At 35.6% G+C, this 14,323-nt stretch carries 17 protein-coding genes; 2 read left to right on the forward strand and 15 right to left on the reverse strand.

What is annotated here, in order from left to right:
- Positions 1–271: 271 nt before the first annotated feature.
- The 7 genes from arfB to ABXT67_RS03585 form a co-directional block, all read right to left on the reverse strand.
- Positions 272–676: an alternative ribosome rescue aminoacyl-tRNA hydrolase ArfB gene (gene arfB / locus ABXT67_RS03555; protein WP_415375910.1), complete on the reverse strand. Its 405-nt coding sequence runs from the start codon at positions 674–676 to the stop codon at positions 272–274.
- The gene (locus ABXT67_RS03560) at positions 676–2,205 is read right to left on the reverse strand and encodes a DUF4301 family protein (protein WP_415375911.1); all 1,530 of its coding nucleotides are present in this window, start codon (positions 2,203–2,205) and stop codon (positions 676–678) included. The genes arfB and ABXT67_RS03560 overlap by 1 nt, the downstream gene beginning before the upstream one ends.
- A gap of 6 nt (positions 2,206–2,211) precedes the next feature.
- Positions 2,212–2,778 (reverse strand): AAA family ATPase, encoded by a 567-nt coding sequence (locus ABXT67_RS03565; RefSeq protein WP_415375912.1) that lies wholly within the window; start codon positions 2,776–2,778, stop codon positions 2,212–2,214.
- Positions 2,739–3,371 (reverse strand): nicotinamide riboside transporter PnuC, encoded by a 633-nt coding sequence (gene pnuC, locus ABXT67_RS03570; protein WP_415375913.1) that lies wholly within the window; start codon positions 3,369–3,371, stop codon positions 2,739–2,741. Before pnuC ends, ABXT67_RS03565 begins: the two co-directional genes overlap by 40 nt.
- Positions 3,355–3,615: a thiamine-binding protein gene (locus ABXT67_RS03575; RefSeq protein ID WP_415375914.1), complete on the reverse strand. Its 261-nt coding sequence runs from the start codon at positions 3,613–3,615 to the stop codon at positions 3,355–3,357. The genes pnuC and ABXT67_RS03575 overlap by 17 nt, the downstream gene beginning before the upstream one ends.
- A gap of 479 nt (positions 3,616–4,094) precedes the next feature.
- Positions 4,095–4,802 (reverse strand): geranylgeranylglyceryl/heptaprenylglyceryl phosphate synthase, encoded by a 708-nt coding sequence (locus tag ABXT67_RS03580; RefSeq protein ID WP_415375915.1) that lies wholly within the window; start codon positions 4,800–4,802, stop codon positions 4,095–4,097.
- Positions 4,799–5,437 carry a 4'-phosphopantetheinyl transferase superfamily protein gene (locus ABXT67_RS03585; protein ID WP_415375916.1) on the reverse strand — a complete coding sequence of 213 codons (639 nt, stop codon included), beginning with the start codon at positions 5,435–5,437 and terminating at the stop codon, positions 4,799–4,801. Before ABXT67_RS03585 ends, ABXT67_RS03580 begins: the two co-directional genes overlap by 4 nt.
- A gap of 154 nt (positions 5,438–5,591) precedes the next feature.
- Here ABXT67_RS03585 and ahcY point away from each other — a divergent pair, with 154 nt between their 5' ends.
- On the forward strand, positions 5,592–6,902 hold the full coding sequence (gene ahcY, locus ABXT67_RS03590; protein WP_415375917.1) for an adenosylhomocysteinase: 1,311 nt from the start codon (positions 5,592–5,594) through the stop codon (positions 6,900–6,902).
- A gap of 221 nt (positions 6,903–7,123) precedes the next feature.
- On the opposite strand, the gene ABXT67_RS03595 is transcribed toward ahcY, so the two are convergent.
- The 4 genes from ABXT67_RS03595 to rplU form a co-directional block, all read right to left on the reverse strand.
- Complete coding sequence (locus ABXT67_RS03595; protein ID WP_415375918.1) at positions 7,124–7,459, reverse strand: hypothetical protein; 336 nt, start codon at positions 7,457–7,459, stop codon at positions 7,124–7,126.
- A 269-nt stretch (positions 7,460–7,728) separates the two neighbouring features.
- Positions 7,729–8,097, reverse strand: a complete 369-nt coding sequence (locus ABXT67_RS03600; RefSeq protein WP_415375919.1) for a hypothetical protein — start codon at positions 8,095–8,097, stop codon at positions 7,729–7,731.
- Between the two features lie 119 nt (positions 8,098–8,216).
- On the reverse strand, positions 8,217–8,480 hold the full coding sequence (gene rpmA / locus ABXT67_RS03605) for a 50S ribosomal protein L27 (RefSeq protein ID WP_415375920.1): 264 nt from the start codon (positions 8,478–8,480) through the stop codon (positions 8,217–8,219).
- A 19-nt stretch (positions 8,481–8,499) separates the two neighbouring features.
- Entirely contained in the window at positions 8,500–9,012 is a 513-nt protein-coding gene (gene rplU, locus ABXT67_RS03610; RefSeq protein ID WP_415375921.1) for a 50S ribosomal protein L21, read from the reverse strand.
- 249 nt (positions 9,013–9,261) lie between these two features.
- Between rplU and ABXT67_RS03615 the strand changes: the two genes are divergently transcribed.
- A complete protein-coding gene (locus tag ABXT67_RS03615; RefSeq protein ID WP_415375922.1) occupies positions 9,262–10,608 on the forward strand; it encodes a T9SS type A sorting domain-containing protein in 1,347 nt (448 codons plus the stop codon).
- Here ABXT67_RS03615 and ABXT67_RS03620 read toward each other — a convergent pair.
- The 4 genes from ABXT67_RS03620 to ABXT67_RS03635 form a co-directional block, all read right to left on the reverse strand.
- Complete coding sequence (locus ABXT67_RS03620; protein WP_415375923.1) at positions 10,598–11,488, reverse strand: DMT family transporter; 891 nt, start codon at positions 11,486–11,488, stop codon at positions 10,598–10,600. The genes ABXT67_RS03615 and ABXT67_RS03620 overlap by 11 nt on opposite strands.
- A gap of 367 nt (positions 11,489–11,855) precedes the next feature.
- Entirely contained in the window at positions 11,856–12,401 is a 546-nt protein-coding gene (gldD, locus tag ABXT67_RS03625) for a gliding motility lipoprotein GldD (RefSeq protein ID WP_415375924.1), read from the reverse strand.
- Between the two features lie 11 nt (positions 12,402–12,412).
- The gene (locus ABXT67_RS03630; RefSeq protein ID WP_415375925.1) at positions 12,413–13,750 is read right to left on the reverse strand and encodes a gliding motility-associated protein GldE; all 1,338 of its coding nucleotides are present in this window, start codon (positions 13,748–13,750) and stop codon (positions 12,413–12,415) included.
- Positions 13,751–13,782: 32 nt separating this feature from the next.
- On the reverse strand, positions 13,783–14,223 hold the full coding sequence (locus ABXT67_RS03635) for a single-stranded DNA-binding protein (RefSeq protein WP_415375926.1): 441 nt from the start codon (positions 14,221–14,223) through the stop codon (positions 13,783–13,785).
- Between the last annotated feature and the right edge of the window lie 100 nt (positions 14,224–14,323).

Raw genomic sequence — 14,323 nt, forward strand, 5'->3', positions numbered from 1 at the left:
AGTATAAACAACAAAACACATCTGGATCACACTCAATGCGACGTTATATTTCCTAAACAGCATTACCTGTTCTAGGTTCTATGGGTATAATCTCAGCCTAAACGATTTATAATTTTTGATTGTCGATTTTGAACTGATATTCAATAATCTCCGATCCACAATTTTTAATCAAGAAAGCACCCCTTTGAGATGCCCTACAAAGATAGAATATTGTGTTTTACAGCATAATAAAAATCAAAAAATATTCAAACAAAAATATTCTTTTGAAATTTTACTCTACGCTAGGGGGTCTTCGGTTTGACTTTTTTAAGGCATTCTTCTTTTTAGACGTCACCCTTCGTTCAATAGCACTTCTGGAAGGTTTTGTTTTTTTTCTAGGTTTTACAACCCGCAAACTTTTCTTTAGTAATCGAAGTAGTTTCTCAACAACCAAGGCCTTATTCCTATGCTGGCTTCGGGAGTCGCTGCAAGAGATAGAAAGTACCGCCGCCGAAGAAACTCGGTTGCTAAGTTTCTCTCTTACTTTATTTTTTTCTGTTTCAGTTAATCCTTTAGAGTTTTCAATATCAAAACTTACATTGACTTTGGAGGATGTTTTATTAACGTGTTGCCCCCCAGGACCGCTGCTTCGCACAGCTTTAAATGTAAGCTCTTTTATGACGATTTCAGTATTCATTATGCGTTGGGCTGATGCCTAGGACGGAGCAAATCGTTGACCGTTTTGACTGGATTAAATGTCTCAATAGGCACTTCCATAAAAATGGTGTTCCACTTTGCCATACCGCCGTTCCAAAGACCGGGAAGTTCAAGTGCCTTAATAGGTTTTCCTTCTATAGTTTTGTTGCTTATAAAGCATGCGTCCGGATTACTATAATGATGAAGATTAAATTTTTCTCCCTTACAATTTCTAATTCCACAAACGATATCCACCGGATTAAAATGCGTTGCTTCATTTACAATATTGAGTTGTCTAAAGTCTTCTTTATCAATTTGGGACATTTCTACAATTTGTAGCGAAATGCAACCATCAACATCTTTGACCCAAAATGGTCCTCCTCCAGGACTACCCGTATTTTCTACCACTCCGCAGACACGTATGGGCCTGTTAAGGATATCGGCAATACCTGCTTCAGTATTTGGAATTTCTTTAATATTTAGCTCGTTCCATAAAAAAGATTTCATCTCGCTTAGCCTTTCATTGGGAACATTGCGTTGCATTATTTCCTCTAAGTAAGAAAAAATCCGAGACTGAACTTTAAGCAACTTCCCCGCCAGCATTCTCTTGTATTTAACACTGCTTTTTAGATATTCTTCTGCGACAACATTATCGATGTTTTTTATAAAAACGATATCTGCGTCTACATTATTTAAATTATTAAGAAGTGCCCCGTGTCCCGAAGGTCTAAACACGAGTGCTCCTTTTTCGTCTCTATATATTGAATCATCTCTATTTACAGCAATAGTATCTGTACTACATTCTTGAAAAGAAAAAGAGATTTTTACTCCAATTTTTGTCTTTTTAGTGATTTTATTTTCAATAGCTTTAAATGCCTCTTTAAACAGGTCTATGTGTTGCGGAGAAAATGTGAAATGCAAGTGAACATTGTCATAAGCTGCTGCATATTGAGTTGCCTCATAAAGTTGTTCCTCAAAAGCAGTTCGACTATATTTTAGATATTTATGAAATGGGATAAGGCCTTTTGGAAGTTTACTATATCCCAAACCATCTTCTGTAAGCAAGGTTTTAACAAGCCAAAACATCCGAACACCTTTGTTTGATTTTTTGTAGTCGGGATATAATTCTCTAATCTTTGTTCTTAAAACTTTTATGAATGGAAAATGCTTTAAGTTTCTAAAAAATATATCGAGTTCAGTAAGTTTATTTATTTTAATATAACTGGAAAGCAACTCTTCTTCTGGATCATAGCCCTCCAAGAAGGTGTGTAAAAAATTAAACATTCTTGTTGCTGCTCCACTGGCAGGAACAAAGTTAACAATATCTTTGTCTTGTTTATGTTTACTATAATAACTAGCAAGTTGATTCAGTTCCTTTTCAGAAGGACTTTCTATGCCATTATTTATACCAGCAGCCGTTACAATAGCAACGAATGGAGTTCCTTTTTTAAAAAACCTTAGCTGGTTTTTAACCTTTTCTTCATCAAGCCCTTGGGCCTCAAATTGTTGGAGGTCTTGCCTATTAAACATACGATTTTAATTCTTCTTGCGTAATTCTTCGATTACAGTTATGGCTTTCTTTAAACGGTATTTTTGGTTACCCCTCAATATAGTATATGGGAGTGAGTTTTGCAAGAGTTCCTTCTCAAAAGTACGAAACATTATTTCTCTATCGTTAGGTCTGTCACGTAAATCATCAAATTCCCATGGAACATCTATTCCTGTTAAAAAATAATGATCATACTTGTTTTGAGCAGCAGCACTTTTAATTTCTGAAGGACAAAAACCCTGATAGTAATACTCACAGTATGTTTTTATTTCCAGTAAGTTAGTGTCTAAAAATAACACTTTTTTTGCTTTAGCCAAAAGCACATTCTCTGCATTCATTTGTCCTTCTGCAATAGCGAGTAGGTCCTCTTTTTCAATGCTTTTTTGTGATTTCACCCATTTTTTTTCTAAATAAACACGCATATACTCGGGTACCCACGGCTCTTGATAATGCTCCGCAAGTTGAATTGCTAAGGTAGTTTTACCTGTGCTTTCTGGACCAAAAAGCACTATTTTTAAGCAGTTACTTGGGGTTTGTGCAAGAGTTTTTTCCATTCTAGATATCCAAAAATAGCAATAATAGTTAGTGCAAAATATAGAAAGCTGCTAAAAGTTAGTCCTTTATAAAAATAAAGCGGAACGGTAATGATATCACCCACAATCCAATAGATCCAATTTTCAATTTTCCTTTTTGCCATCAACCACATCCCAACAAAAAAGATTGCCGTTGTAAAGGTATCTATATATGCCGTCCAATGGTTGAACTTATCAAATATAGCATACACTATCCATACAAATACAAACGTACTTACAAAAATAACGATAGAGATCTTGTGTTCTTTGGTGGTCGTTTTAGAGATTGAGGTTACTTGTTTATCGCCCACTTTTCTCGTCCAGATATACCACCCATATATACTCATTACAAAATAGTACCCATTAATCATCATATCGCCTAATAGGCCCCACTTTAATAATAAATACACAAAAATTGCCGTGCAAATCATTCCCGTAGGAAATACTAAAATGTTGTTTCGTTTTGAATAAACGACAGAGGCAATGGCAAGAACTGAAGCCAATAATTCTAAAACAATGTCCAGTGTATCATATGCTGAGTACTGACCAAATAGAAAATCAAAAATGAGGTTCATAATCGCTTCGGTCAGGTTTTACAATTTTAATATATAGCAATACTCTTTCAACCGCTTCAAGTGCAATTTTTATTTCGGTTTTAAGTACTGTCATTACATTGTCATAATCTCCATAGACCTGAGTACATAATGGATTTTCAAGAACCGTTAATCCCGAGCCCCTCAATTTCTTAATAAAATCGATGATCGCAGGTTCATAGTCGTCCTGTAATGGAGTAAGTGCAAGCGCTACTAAAATGTTCATGGTGCAAATATACACTTCGGTACTATTTTGCGATTGCTAATTTTCAATTTCATTTTTACCCTTTCCGAAAAATCACTCAGTAACCTTTGCTTTCGTTATTATACCAAACCATTATTGGGGTGCTATTTTGCGAAGAAAATTTCTCTATTTAAGTATCCTAAATTCGCAGAATTACTTAGTGACCTTTACTTAGTTAGTTGATTTAATATTTGTAAATAGCTTGTCCCAAGACACATATCTGTTCGCTTTGCTCTCTTCAAGAGACATACCTTATAACCCATTTAATAAAAAAAATTGGATGCTATTATTTTTAAGGATAATTCAGAAAACTGCCAACTACAAATGCTTACTCTAAAAAATAGCAGCCAGGCTACCTAAATATGTTTGGTTCCAATTACATTTCTAGTAGCTTACACTGGATAGGTAATACAAAGCTTAGCGCATATCCAGCACCCTATGCTGTTGCCCAACACCAATGCCTACTTTTTCTCAAAAACAGTCCCCATCACAACCATATCTGCTCCCGCACTGTATGCTTCCTCTAGTTGTGCTGTGGTGCGAACTCCTCCACCCACGATTAATGGAATTTTTAGCGCTTTTTTTACTTCGGAAATAATCTTTTCAGATACTGGTGTTTTTGCACCGCTACCCGCTTCTAAGTAAATAACTTTTGCCCCCATTAAAGCTCCTGCTAATGCCGTATGGACTATTAAATCCACATTATTTTGAAGTAAAGGAGACGTATTTGTAACTCGTGCCACAGCAGATTCAGTGCCTCCATCAATTAATAAATATCCTGTAGCAATTATTTCTAAAGACTGATTTTTAAGCTTAGCTGCGGCTTCAACTTGTTGACCAATTAAATATTCTGGATTATTTCCAGAGAGGAGAGATAAAAACAACAGGGCATCTGCATTAAAACAAATCTGATCTGCGTCCCCTGGAAAAATAAAAATAGGGAGGCGTGTTGTTCTCTTTAATTGGGCTACTAATGCTTTAGTTACATTTTTTGGAACCGTGCTCCCGCCAATAAATAAGTGCGTAGTTTCTTTCGGAATCCTACTTATAAAAGCCTTACAACTTGTACTGTCAAACTTTTCAGGATCTATTAAAATGGCAAGTAGTTTCTTGTTCTGAGAAATTTCTGAAAGTAAATTTTGATAATTAGCAAATGTACTTATCATCATTTAAGAAGCTTTGTTAATGCGTACACTAATGTAAATTCTTCAAACTCTTCAAAATAAATATTATAGGTTTCGGTTTTATCTTTGAATGCAACTACCGCAGTACTTTGCTTTGCATCTAATCTAAAATCTGCTACAAAAATATTTTCTAAAAAGCTTAGTCCGGGATTTGCAAAACTCTTATACAAGCTTTCTTTTGCTCCCCAAACTATTGTTAGTTTTCTTATAATTGCATCATCATTCGCGAGGGTTCGATACTCTTCAATTGGAGTGAATTTGTGCGCTATTCTTAGAATTTTCTGTCGTTGTTTTTCAATATCGATTCCAACTTCCGAAGGGCCAACAATAATTGCTGCAAACGTGTAAGAATGGGTAATGGAAATGCAGTTTCCATCTTTTAAATGTGGTTTTCCGTTTTCATCATAAAATAAGTCGTGGTCTGTATAACCCATTTGTGCCAACAAATGCCGCACGCTCATAAAACCTCTGCGATGTAAATCGCTTTTCATTCCATCTACCCGATTTTGACAATGGTCTGTGAGTAAAATACCTTCCGCTAAATCCTCAAAAGACTCTTCTATCTTCCAAATGAGGACCTTAGTATCCTTAGACAATGTTATAGTTTTGTAAATAGACATTATTTTTTGATTGCTTTTGCTTACTTTTGCAGTCTCAAATTGGAATGTTTAAAACGAGATTACGGTAGTTTAAAATTTCAGTAATTAAACCATTACAAAATAGCAATAAATTAACGAGTTTCCCACCTGAGTGGGAATGAAAATTAAATTTTCTATGTCAACAAAAACAGTACCTTACACAGCGTTTAAAGTAAAAGATATTTCCCTAGCAGAATGGGGACGTAAAGAAATTAGACTTGCCGAAGCAGAAATGCCAGGATTGATGTCTTTGCGCGAAGAATACAAAAATGAGCAGCCTTTAAAAGGAGCGCGTATTGCAGGATGTCTGCATATGACGATTCAAACAGCTGTATTAATCGAAACATTACAAGATCTAGGAGCAGAAGTTACTTGGTCTTCTTGTAATATATTCTCTACACAAGATCAGGCTGCCGCCGCCATTGCTGCTACTGGAACTCCAGTATATGCTTGGAAAGGGATGAACGAAGAGGAATTTGAATGGTGTATCGAGCAGACACTTTTCTTTGGCGAAGATCGCAAGCCATTAAATATGATTTTAGATGACGGTGGTGATTTAACAAATATGGTTTTGGATAAATATCCAGAATTATCTGCTGGTATTAATGGGCTGTCTGAAGAAACAACTACGGGGGTTCACCGATTATACGAACGTGTAAAAAACGGAACGTTACCAATGCCGGCTATCAACATTAACGATAGTGTTACCAAATCTAAATTTGACAACAAATACGGTTGTAGAGAGAGTGCTGTTGATGCAGTAAGACGTGCAACAGATATAATGTTAGCGGGTAAAAGAGTAATTGTTTGTGGATATGGTGATGTTGGAAAAGGAACTGCCGCTTCTTTTAAAGGTGCAGGTTCTATCGTAACAGTAACCGAAATTGATCCAATTTGCGCATTACAAGCTGCAATGGACGGTTTTGAAGTTAAGAAGTTAGAAAATGTTATTGAAAATGCAGATATCGTAATTACAACTACTGGAAATAAAGACATCGTTCGCCCAGAACATTTTGAAGCAATGAAGGATAAAACCATCGTTTGTAACATTGGGCATTTTGACAACGAAATTGATGTGCCTTGGTTAAACAAAAACGCAGTAAAAGACGAAATCAAGCCACAAGTTGATCGATATGACCTTAACGGAAAAGACATCATCTTACTTGCTGAAGGTAGATTGGTAAACTTAGGATGTGCTACCGGCCACCCGAGTTTTGTAATGAGTAACTCTTTTACAAACCAAACATTAGCCCAAATCGAATTGTGGAAAAACAGCGATAACTACGATAACAAAGTATATATGTTACCAAAGTATCTTGATGAGAAAGTAGCTAAATTACACTTAGCAAAAATCGGTGTTGAGCTTACTGAACTTAAACAAGACCAAGCTGAATACATTGGGGTAACGGTTGAAGGACCTTATAAGCCTGAGTACTACAGATACTAGTCGATGTGCGATTTTTGATGTTAGATTTAACATCTATGATTGACTTCGGAAATATTAAATACAGAGACCCTTGTGCTTTTTTAAGCAGGAGGGTTTTCTTTTTAGAAATAAATTTTGAACGAGGTGTGATCTGTTTTAAAGCAGAAATTAGAAAAGTTTTTGATAAATGCCCTATATTGATGATTGTAGCATAGAGTCTTTGCAGTTTTCAGGCAGAGCTTTTATTTCAGTTTTCTAAAGATATAGCTCATCCAAACAGGATCGTTGTCATCTGAAACAATGGCTTGTCTATCTATAAACTCCCAGTTATTGGTATTCATATAATTGAGTAATTGTGCGGTAGTGTCTAAATCTTCCATTTGTTCGATGGTAATTGTTTTACCAACTAGCGCCTCTTGTTCTTCTACTCGAATACGCTTTACTTTACCACGGTTGTTCGCTTTTTGAACTATGATGACTTCTAAAAAATCATATTTGGTAATTTCTTGGGCGTTTACATTTTCAATGCAAAAAGAGAGCAACAACAGTGTAAAAATGGAAAGAATAAAATTTTTCATGGAGCTTTATTTTTGAAATACTAAAGTAGTGAATTTACCTAAGAATAAAAATTAGATTCAAAGAGAGGATTAAAACAAAATACTACTGGCTAGGCGGATTTTTAAAGTAGATTTCTTGACAGCTTGCCGTCGTTCGGTATTCTTGTTTCATTTTGCGCAAAAATTGAAGTAAATCATCACTATGGACAGTTGATTTGTTGAGCGCATCTTTTAAATCCCCATAATTAACGGTAATGACTAAATACCATTTCCCTTCTCTACTAGTGTGGCTATCTATAAAGGTCGCCCCCGGCAATATCTGCAGCTTGCAAAGCAACATCAGCTGTAATGAGTATTAATTTTATTGTCTTGGTGGTTCGTTCTGTCTCGCAGAAGGTCACATAAAACGCTGTGTCATATACTTCCACCGGAATGTGGTGTCCCACATCTTGATATTGCCTATTAAATTTTACTTTTATATAGGTATAAAACTCCTCTGTATCTTTAGGGTCTTCAAAAACAAAAACCGTTTGATTGGGAAGTCCTCTTTTAAATTTTGCTCCGTTAGTGATACTATAATCAATAATTTCTGGCTTAATTGAAATAGGAATGCAAGAGCCTAAAAACAGGGCTAAGAAGAGTACTCCTGAAGTTTTCATGGTTTGAAATTTGATGTTTTTTAATCAAAAATAACACCACATATTAAAACAGAAGTTAAACCACAAAAACCCCAACCGAATGTATCGATTGGAGTTTATTAATTAAGGTAAGAGGATGCTTAAGCTTCCGCGAAAGGAACGATACTTACGTATGATTTGTTATCTCTTTTTTTAGTGAATTTTACAACACCATCCACTCTTGCGTGTAATGTGTGGTCTTTTCCACCATATACATTCTCGCCTGGGTGATGTGTATTTCCTCTTTGTCTGATTATGATATTCCCTGCAATGGCAGCTTGTCCACCAAATATCTTAACGCCTAGACGCTTTGATTCTGATTCTCTACCATTCTTCGAACTACCAACTCCTTTTTTATGTGCCATTTTCTCTTAGTTTTAAAAATTAACTTAAAGCAGCTATTAATTCAGCTTTCTTCATAGAAGTGTAGCCTGTAACGCCTTTTTCTTTTGCCATTGCTTTTAATTCAGCAACGGTATGAGAAGAAACATCGTTAGATGCACTTTCTTCTTTTTTAGCAGCCGGCTTTTCAACTTTTAAAGCTGATGGCTTTGCTTCTTTTTCAGGAGCCGCTTTTTTGGCTCCAGAAACTACAATACTTTCAATTACAATTTCAGTAAGTGATTGTCTGTGACCATTCTTTACTCTGTATCCTTTTCTTCTTTTCTTCTTGAATACAATAACTTTATCACCTTTAAGGTGCTTAATGATTTTTGCTCCTACTTGAGCTCCATCGATAGCCGGGGCGCCAACAGTAACTTTATCACCTTCACTTAGCATTAACACAGTATCAAAAGAAACATTTTCTCCTGCTGCTGCTGCTAAACGATGTACAAAGACTTTTTGATCTTTTGCAACTTTAAATTGCTGCCCTGCTATTTCTACAATTGCGAACATAGCTGTAACGTTTATTTATTAAATTAGTTTTTTGTTTTCCTTCGAAAATTTTAAGTTCATTTCACATTGTGAACCAAACAGAATTCGCCTAAGGGGCTGCAAATATAAATGTATTTAACGAAATCACAAACCCTTTATTAATAATATTAATGAACTACTATTGAAAGGTAGCTTTAGAATAGAAAATACTATTCAAACATTGAAATTCATGAAATTATGGTAGCTTCGTTAAAAGAAAACGAATAAATCATGAAATATCTATCAATACTTTATTTCCTGCTTCATGCCTCTATTTGTCATTCACAATTCTCGGGTTTAAAGCCTATTACAAATACCGCCGATGGGGTGCGCTGGATTGACGCTGCAGATATAGATGGTGACGGGTTAAGTGACATTCTATCTGCCAATAAGTTTGGCAGCAACATCTCATGGTATAAAAATAATGTTGGGGGTACATTTTCTCCGAGACAGCAAATAGCTTTTTTAGATCAAACAATTCATGTTAGCACAGGAGATTTAGATGGAGATGGAGATATAGATGTGATGGGGCTATCATATGCTTCGGAACTTTTAGTTTGGTATGAAAATTTGGATGGATTAGGTAATTTCAGTAATCGAAAAATAATATCTACTAATGCATTAGGTGCTTTCTTTATGATGGCAGAAGATATTGATGCAGATGGTGATTTAGACATTATTTGGGGAGGAGATGGGTCACGAATAGAGTGGTTTGAAAACACAGATGGATTAGGGCATTTTGGGAATGCAATACTAATAGGTAGCGTCCCTGTTTCTAGGTCACTAGCCATGGAAGACCTAGACAATGACGGCGATTTAGATTTAGTAAGCACCTCCTATAAAGTATGGTGGTTTGAGAATATAGATGGTTTTGGAAATTTTGCAACTAAACAAGAAGTAGGCGGTATTGGTGTTGGAGCTACCCACACAGTATTAGCAGATTTTGACAATGACGGGTTTATTGACGTTTTAGCTGTTTATGTTGCCTTAGACAGGGTTGTATGGTACAAAAATATAGATGGTACAGGAAATTTTTCTTCAGAAATTAATATATCACTCTCTGACACAGCCAGTGGTGTTAGAGCAGTTGATATAGACAATGATGGTGATATTGATGTTTTAACATCATCACCACTAAATCCTTTCTTAAAGTGGTACGAAAATGTGGATGGTTTGGGCACATTTAGCGCACCTATGATAATAGAAAGCGAATTTGTTGGATCGAAATGCTTAGCCGTTGACATAGACAACGATGGTGATCTTGATGCAGTGCGATCCTCGCAAAACGACGACACGATCGTATGGTATGAAAACCAACTTATTTTAAATACCTCAGAGGAAGAATTAAGGGCAATAAACGTCTACCCCAACCCCACGGATACTGCATTGTTTATAAAAGGTGGGAGTAAAGAGAAACTGGCAAAAATGAGCGTCACCAATGTTCTAGGCAAAAAAATCTGGGAGTCCCCTGTTTTTACAGATAAAATAGACACAAACGCTTGGTTCACAGGTATCTATTTTCTGGAAATTAGTACTAGCAACGGGCAGAAAAAAGTTTTTAAAGTGATTAAAAAGTAGTTGTTTTCTTTTTCCGATTCGTCAAAAACACCCCTAAAATAATAATCAAAGCCGCACCACCTTGCCAAATTGTAAACGTTTCGCCATCTAAAAAACCCCATAACAAGGCTATAATAGGAATGGTGTAGGTTACTGAAGTAGCAAATACGGGTGTGCTTATTTGCACCAGTTTATTAAATAACACTTTTGCCACGCCTGTTCCAAACACCGCAAGGATTGCTAAATACCCTAAAGAAATATGTACAGTTTCAGAATACAACACCTCTTGTTTAAAAAATCCAGAAAACAATAACACCACAAATGCTGGAATAATTAAAACTAAAAAATTACCCGCAGCAATTGCCATCGCGGGGATTTCTTGCAAATGTCTTTTGATGATATTAACATTAAGGGCATAACAAACCGATGCTAATAACACCAAGGTCGCATACCAATAATTTTGGTTTGGGTTTACTTCTGCACCTGCTAAAATGAGTAAAAAACTACCAATAAGCCCAATAAAAACCCCAAAAAGCTGATTTCGTGTAAACGTTATACTAAAAAGTACTGCGCCGAAGATAAGTGTCATTATGGGTGTTGTAGAGTTTAAGATGGAAGCCACAGCACTATCAATTTCTGTTTCAGCAAAAGCAAAAAGAAAGGCAGGAATAAAGGTGCCTAGAAATGCAGAAATTGCAATCCATTTCCATTCGCTTTTTTTAATTTTTTTAATCGAATTAAAACCTATTAACAATAAAAACGCAGCTGCAAATAATGTTCGCAACGCACCTAATTGCAAGGGAGTAAGACCTATTAACGCCTTTTTAATAAGTATAAAAGAACTTCCCCACACTATTGATAGTATGACAAGGTACACCCATTTTGTTGGTAGGTTTTTCATTGTTTTTAATTCAGAATTTGGGATTCAGAATTATGAATTATTTTGAAATGCAAAGATGGGGTTTTAATTATAAAATATGAATTTAGAATTGTGAATAATGGGCGCAAGTTAACCGCCTAGAGAACGAAGATTTTCACAAAGCAAATACCGAGGGATTTGTTTGATTTAAAATTTTGCCGTAAAAAAAGGCCCCTTCCGAATTTCGATTGAAAAATCTTTGGCTCATTTATAATGCAACCGAAATACACCTTCCCCTGTACGCAGAAGAAGTATATTCTGTTTCATTGAAAATTTTTAACTGCTAGGGGAGGAACTCTTTTTTTATAGTTGATTAAAAGGTCTTAAGCGCACTGAATAATGCCGTTCCCTAATGAGTAGACCATTCTAAAGTTTCCATCATAGCCCTAATGTCGTCCCGCAAATAAACAACCGCGGGATAAATAGAATCAAAATTGGGTTTTGCTTCAAAATAAAGAGACCCCGTTATAAAATGCTGAATACTATCCGTCAAATAAAAATGGGATTGAGAGGCAGCATTACCGTTGATACTGTAAAAAATTCCAAAGGCTTTATTATCTGGATTTACAAATACTTGTTCGGGGATGCTGTTTGCTTTTATATCGTGATTGTAGGCCAATTTTTGTGCATCGTACAACAAAGAGTCCAGGTTGTTATTTTCAACTTTTTGATAGGTTATATATATAGTAGCATTCATTTTAGGGTAAGCTACTTTTGAGGCACAATTTCTATTTTTTACTAGCACTGCATTATCATTGATCATAAAATTGTAATTACAGCCTGTTTCAGAAGTATTATAGGTGGCGGTGGGATAGTCGAGCCTAAGTTCGGCATCTGGTTTTATAACCACATCGTCTTGACAAGCCGTCAAACTGATACAAAAAATAAGAAGCATTATACTGCGCATTATACCTTTGGTAATATTGATAATTTTATTTGCTGAATACGTTTGTTTTCAAACGCCTCGATAGTAAACGAATAATTATGATATATTATTACCTCGTGCTTCTTTGGGAATCCTTTTGAGATTTCTAATAAAAATCCCGCAAGGGTTTCTGCCTCCCCTTTTTTATCTTCAAAGATGGAGGCATCCTCAATCCCAATCACTTTATAAAAATCTTTGAGTGCCGTTTTGCCTTCAAAGACATAATTATTCTCATCTAATTTTGAAAAAACCAGATCTTCATCATCAAACTCATCACTAATTTCTCCTACAATCTCTTCAATAATATCTTCTAAAGAGATAAGACCACTGGTCCCACCATATTCATCTACGACAATTGCTAAGTGCATTTTCATCGTTTTAAACTCATTGAGAAGATCATCTAGTTTCTTGTTTTCTGGAACAAAATAAGCCTCGCGTTTTAAATTTTGCCAATCTAGTGTTTTACGGTCTATATGAGGGATTAAATCTTTGACATATAAAATTCCTGTAATATTATCAACGTTATCTTTATAAACGGGAATACGCGAATAACCGTGTTCTATAATATCTGGCAGGATTTCTTGATAAGAAAGCTCTTCGTTTAAAGCAAAGATATCCATCCTATTTTTCATTACCTGCTTCGTATCAATATTACCGAAGGTTACAATGCCCTGTAAGATTTTTTGTTCTTCGGAAGTAGTGTCGGTTTCATCTGTCAACTCGAGCGCTTGAGATAATTGGTCTACTGAAAGATTTGATTTCTGCTTCCCAAATTTGTCGTGAATAAAAATTGTGGCAGAACGCATTGGCATACTTATAGGTGTCAAAATAACATCCAGCACTCTTAACGGATACGCCATAAATGAAGCGAACAAAAGTTTGTTTCGGCTTGCATATATTTTTGGTAAAATCTCTCCAAAAAGCAAGATTAGAAAGGTAACCGCCACGACTTTAACTAAAAAAACCAGGCTTAATTCAAAAAAATAGAGGTTAATTTGGTTATTCCAACCTTCAAACCAGATAGAACTCAGCGATTCAAACAATAAAACGATAGCAATGTTTAAGAAGTTGTTTGCAACGAGAATGGTTGCTAGTAACTTTTTAGGCCGTTCGAGTAGTTTTTTTACGATCTGTAATTTCTTAGAAAACTCTTTTTCGCCGTCCCCTTTAAAATCGATTGGAGACAGAGAGAACATTGCTACTTCTGCTCCAGAGATAAGTGCTGAACAAAACAACAGGACAATTAGTGTAACAATGCTCGTTATATTAGCGGCATTAAAAAGGGCTATTAAGAATAAACTAGGAGGTTCTATATCCACAATAAAAGGTGTAAACTCAAAAATTTTTATTTTTAAAAGGGTAAATCATCTGCATCAACATTCGGTTTTTGAACCTGCTTCGTTTCTGCTGTTGTAGATTGACTACTCGCCTGTGACCCATCACTAATCGGGGAAGATTTTGCTGTCAAAAAATTAAAGTCTGTACATTGTATCTCTGTACTGTAACGATCGTTTCCTTGATCATCTTGCCACTTTCGATTTTTAATACGTCCCTCAATATAAATTTTCTCGCCTTTTTTGAGGTGTTTCTCGCAAGCTTCAGCCATTTTGTTTCGCATAATAATCGTGTGCCACTCTGTATTTTCTATGCGTTCGCCTGTGCTTTTGTTAGTATAGCTATCATTAGTTGCCAACGGAAACCTTCCAACACAGCCACCACCATCAAAATAGTGCATTTTTATATCATCGCCAGTATGGCCTATTAACATAACTTTATTGAGGGTTCCATTCATAATGTAAAAATTGACAACGCACAAAGGTACGTTTAGAAATATAAATATAATGAAGTGATTTAGACTTTTTGCTTTCCCTATGAATATTCCTTTTGCCCAC

Origin of the sequence: Patiriisocius sp. Uisw_017 (genome assembly GCF_047731265.1) — a bacterium.
In the GTDB taxonomy this organism is placed as follows: Bacteria; Bacteroidota; Bacteroidia; order Flavobacteriales; family Flavobacteriaceae; genus Patiriisocius.

What these genes read in the sequence shown, in the direction of transcription:
- rpmA (WP_415375920.1), bottom strand. Translation starts at nt 8,480, where the DNA reads ATGGCACATAAAAAAGGAGTTGGTAGTTCGAAGAATGGTAGAGAATCA.
- ABXT67_RS03635 (WP_415375926.1), bottom strand. Translation starts at nt 14,223, where the DNA reads ATGAATGGAACCCTCAATAAAGTTATGTTAATAGGCCATACTGGCGAT.
- ABXT67_RS03575 (WP_415375914.1), bottom strand. Translation starts at nt 3,615, where the DNA reads ATGAACATTTTAGTAGCGCTTGCACTTACTCCATTACAGGACGACTAT.
- ABXT67_RS03585 (WP_415375916.1), bottom strand. Translation starts at nt 5,437, where the DNA reads ATGTCTATTTACAAAACTATAACATTGTCTAAGGATACTAAGGTCCTC.
- ABXT67_RS03620 (WP_415375923.1), bottom strand. Translation starts at nt 11,488, where the DNA reads ATGAAAAACCTACCAACAAAATGGGTGTACCTTGTCATACTATCAATA.
- ABXT67_RS03565 (WP_415375912.1), bottom strand. Translation starts at nt 2,778, where the DNA reads ATGGAAAAAACTCTTGCACAAACCCCAAGTAACTGCTTAAAAATAGTG.
- ABXT67_RS03560 (WP_415375911.1), bottom strand. Translation starts at nt 2,205, where the DNA reads ATGTTTAATAGGCAAGACCTCCAACAATTTGAGGCCCAAGGGCTTGAT.
- ABXT67_RS03600 (WP_415375919.1), bottom strand. Translation starts at nt 8,097, where the DNA reads ATGAAAACTTCAGGAGTACTCTTCTTAGCCCTGTTTTTAGGCTCTTGC.
- arfB (WP_415375910.1), bottom strand. Translation starts at nt 676, where the DNA reads ATGAATACTGAAATCGTCATAAAAGAGCTTACATTTAAAGCTGTGCGA.
- ABXT67_RS03615 (WP_415375922.1), top strand. Translation starts at nt 9,262, where the DNA reads ATGAAATATCTATCAATACTTTATTTCCTGCTTCATGCCTCTATTTGT.
- rplU (WP_415375921.1), bottom strand. Translation starts at nt 9,012, where the DNA reads ATGTTCGCAATTGTAGAAATAGCAGGGCAGCAATTTAAAGTTGCAAAA.
- ABXT67_RS03595 (WP_415375918.1), bottom strand. Translation starts at nt 7,459, where the DNA reads ATGAAAAATTTTATTCTTTCCATTTTTACACTGTTGTTGCTCTCTTTT.
- gldD (WP_415375924.1), bottom strand. Translation starts at nt 12,401, where the DNA reads ATGCTTCTTATTTTTTGTATCAGTTTGACGGCTTGTCAAGACGATGTG.
- ahcY (WP_415375917.1), top strand. Translation starts at nt 5,592, where the DNA reads ATGTCAACAAAAACAGTACCTTACACAGCGTTTAAAGTAAAAGATATT.
- pnuC (WP_415375913.1), bottom strand. Translation starts at nt 3,371, where the DNA reads ATGAACCTCATTTTTGATTTTCTATTTGGTCAGTACTCAGCATATGAT.
- ABXT67_RS03580 (WP_415375915.1), bottom strand. Translation starts at nt 4,802, where the DNA reads ATGATGATAAGTACATTTGCTAATTATCAAAATTTACTTTCAGAAATT.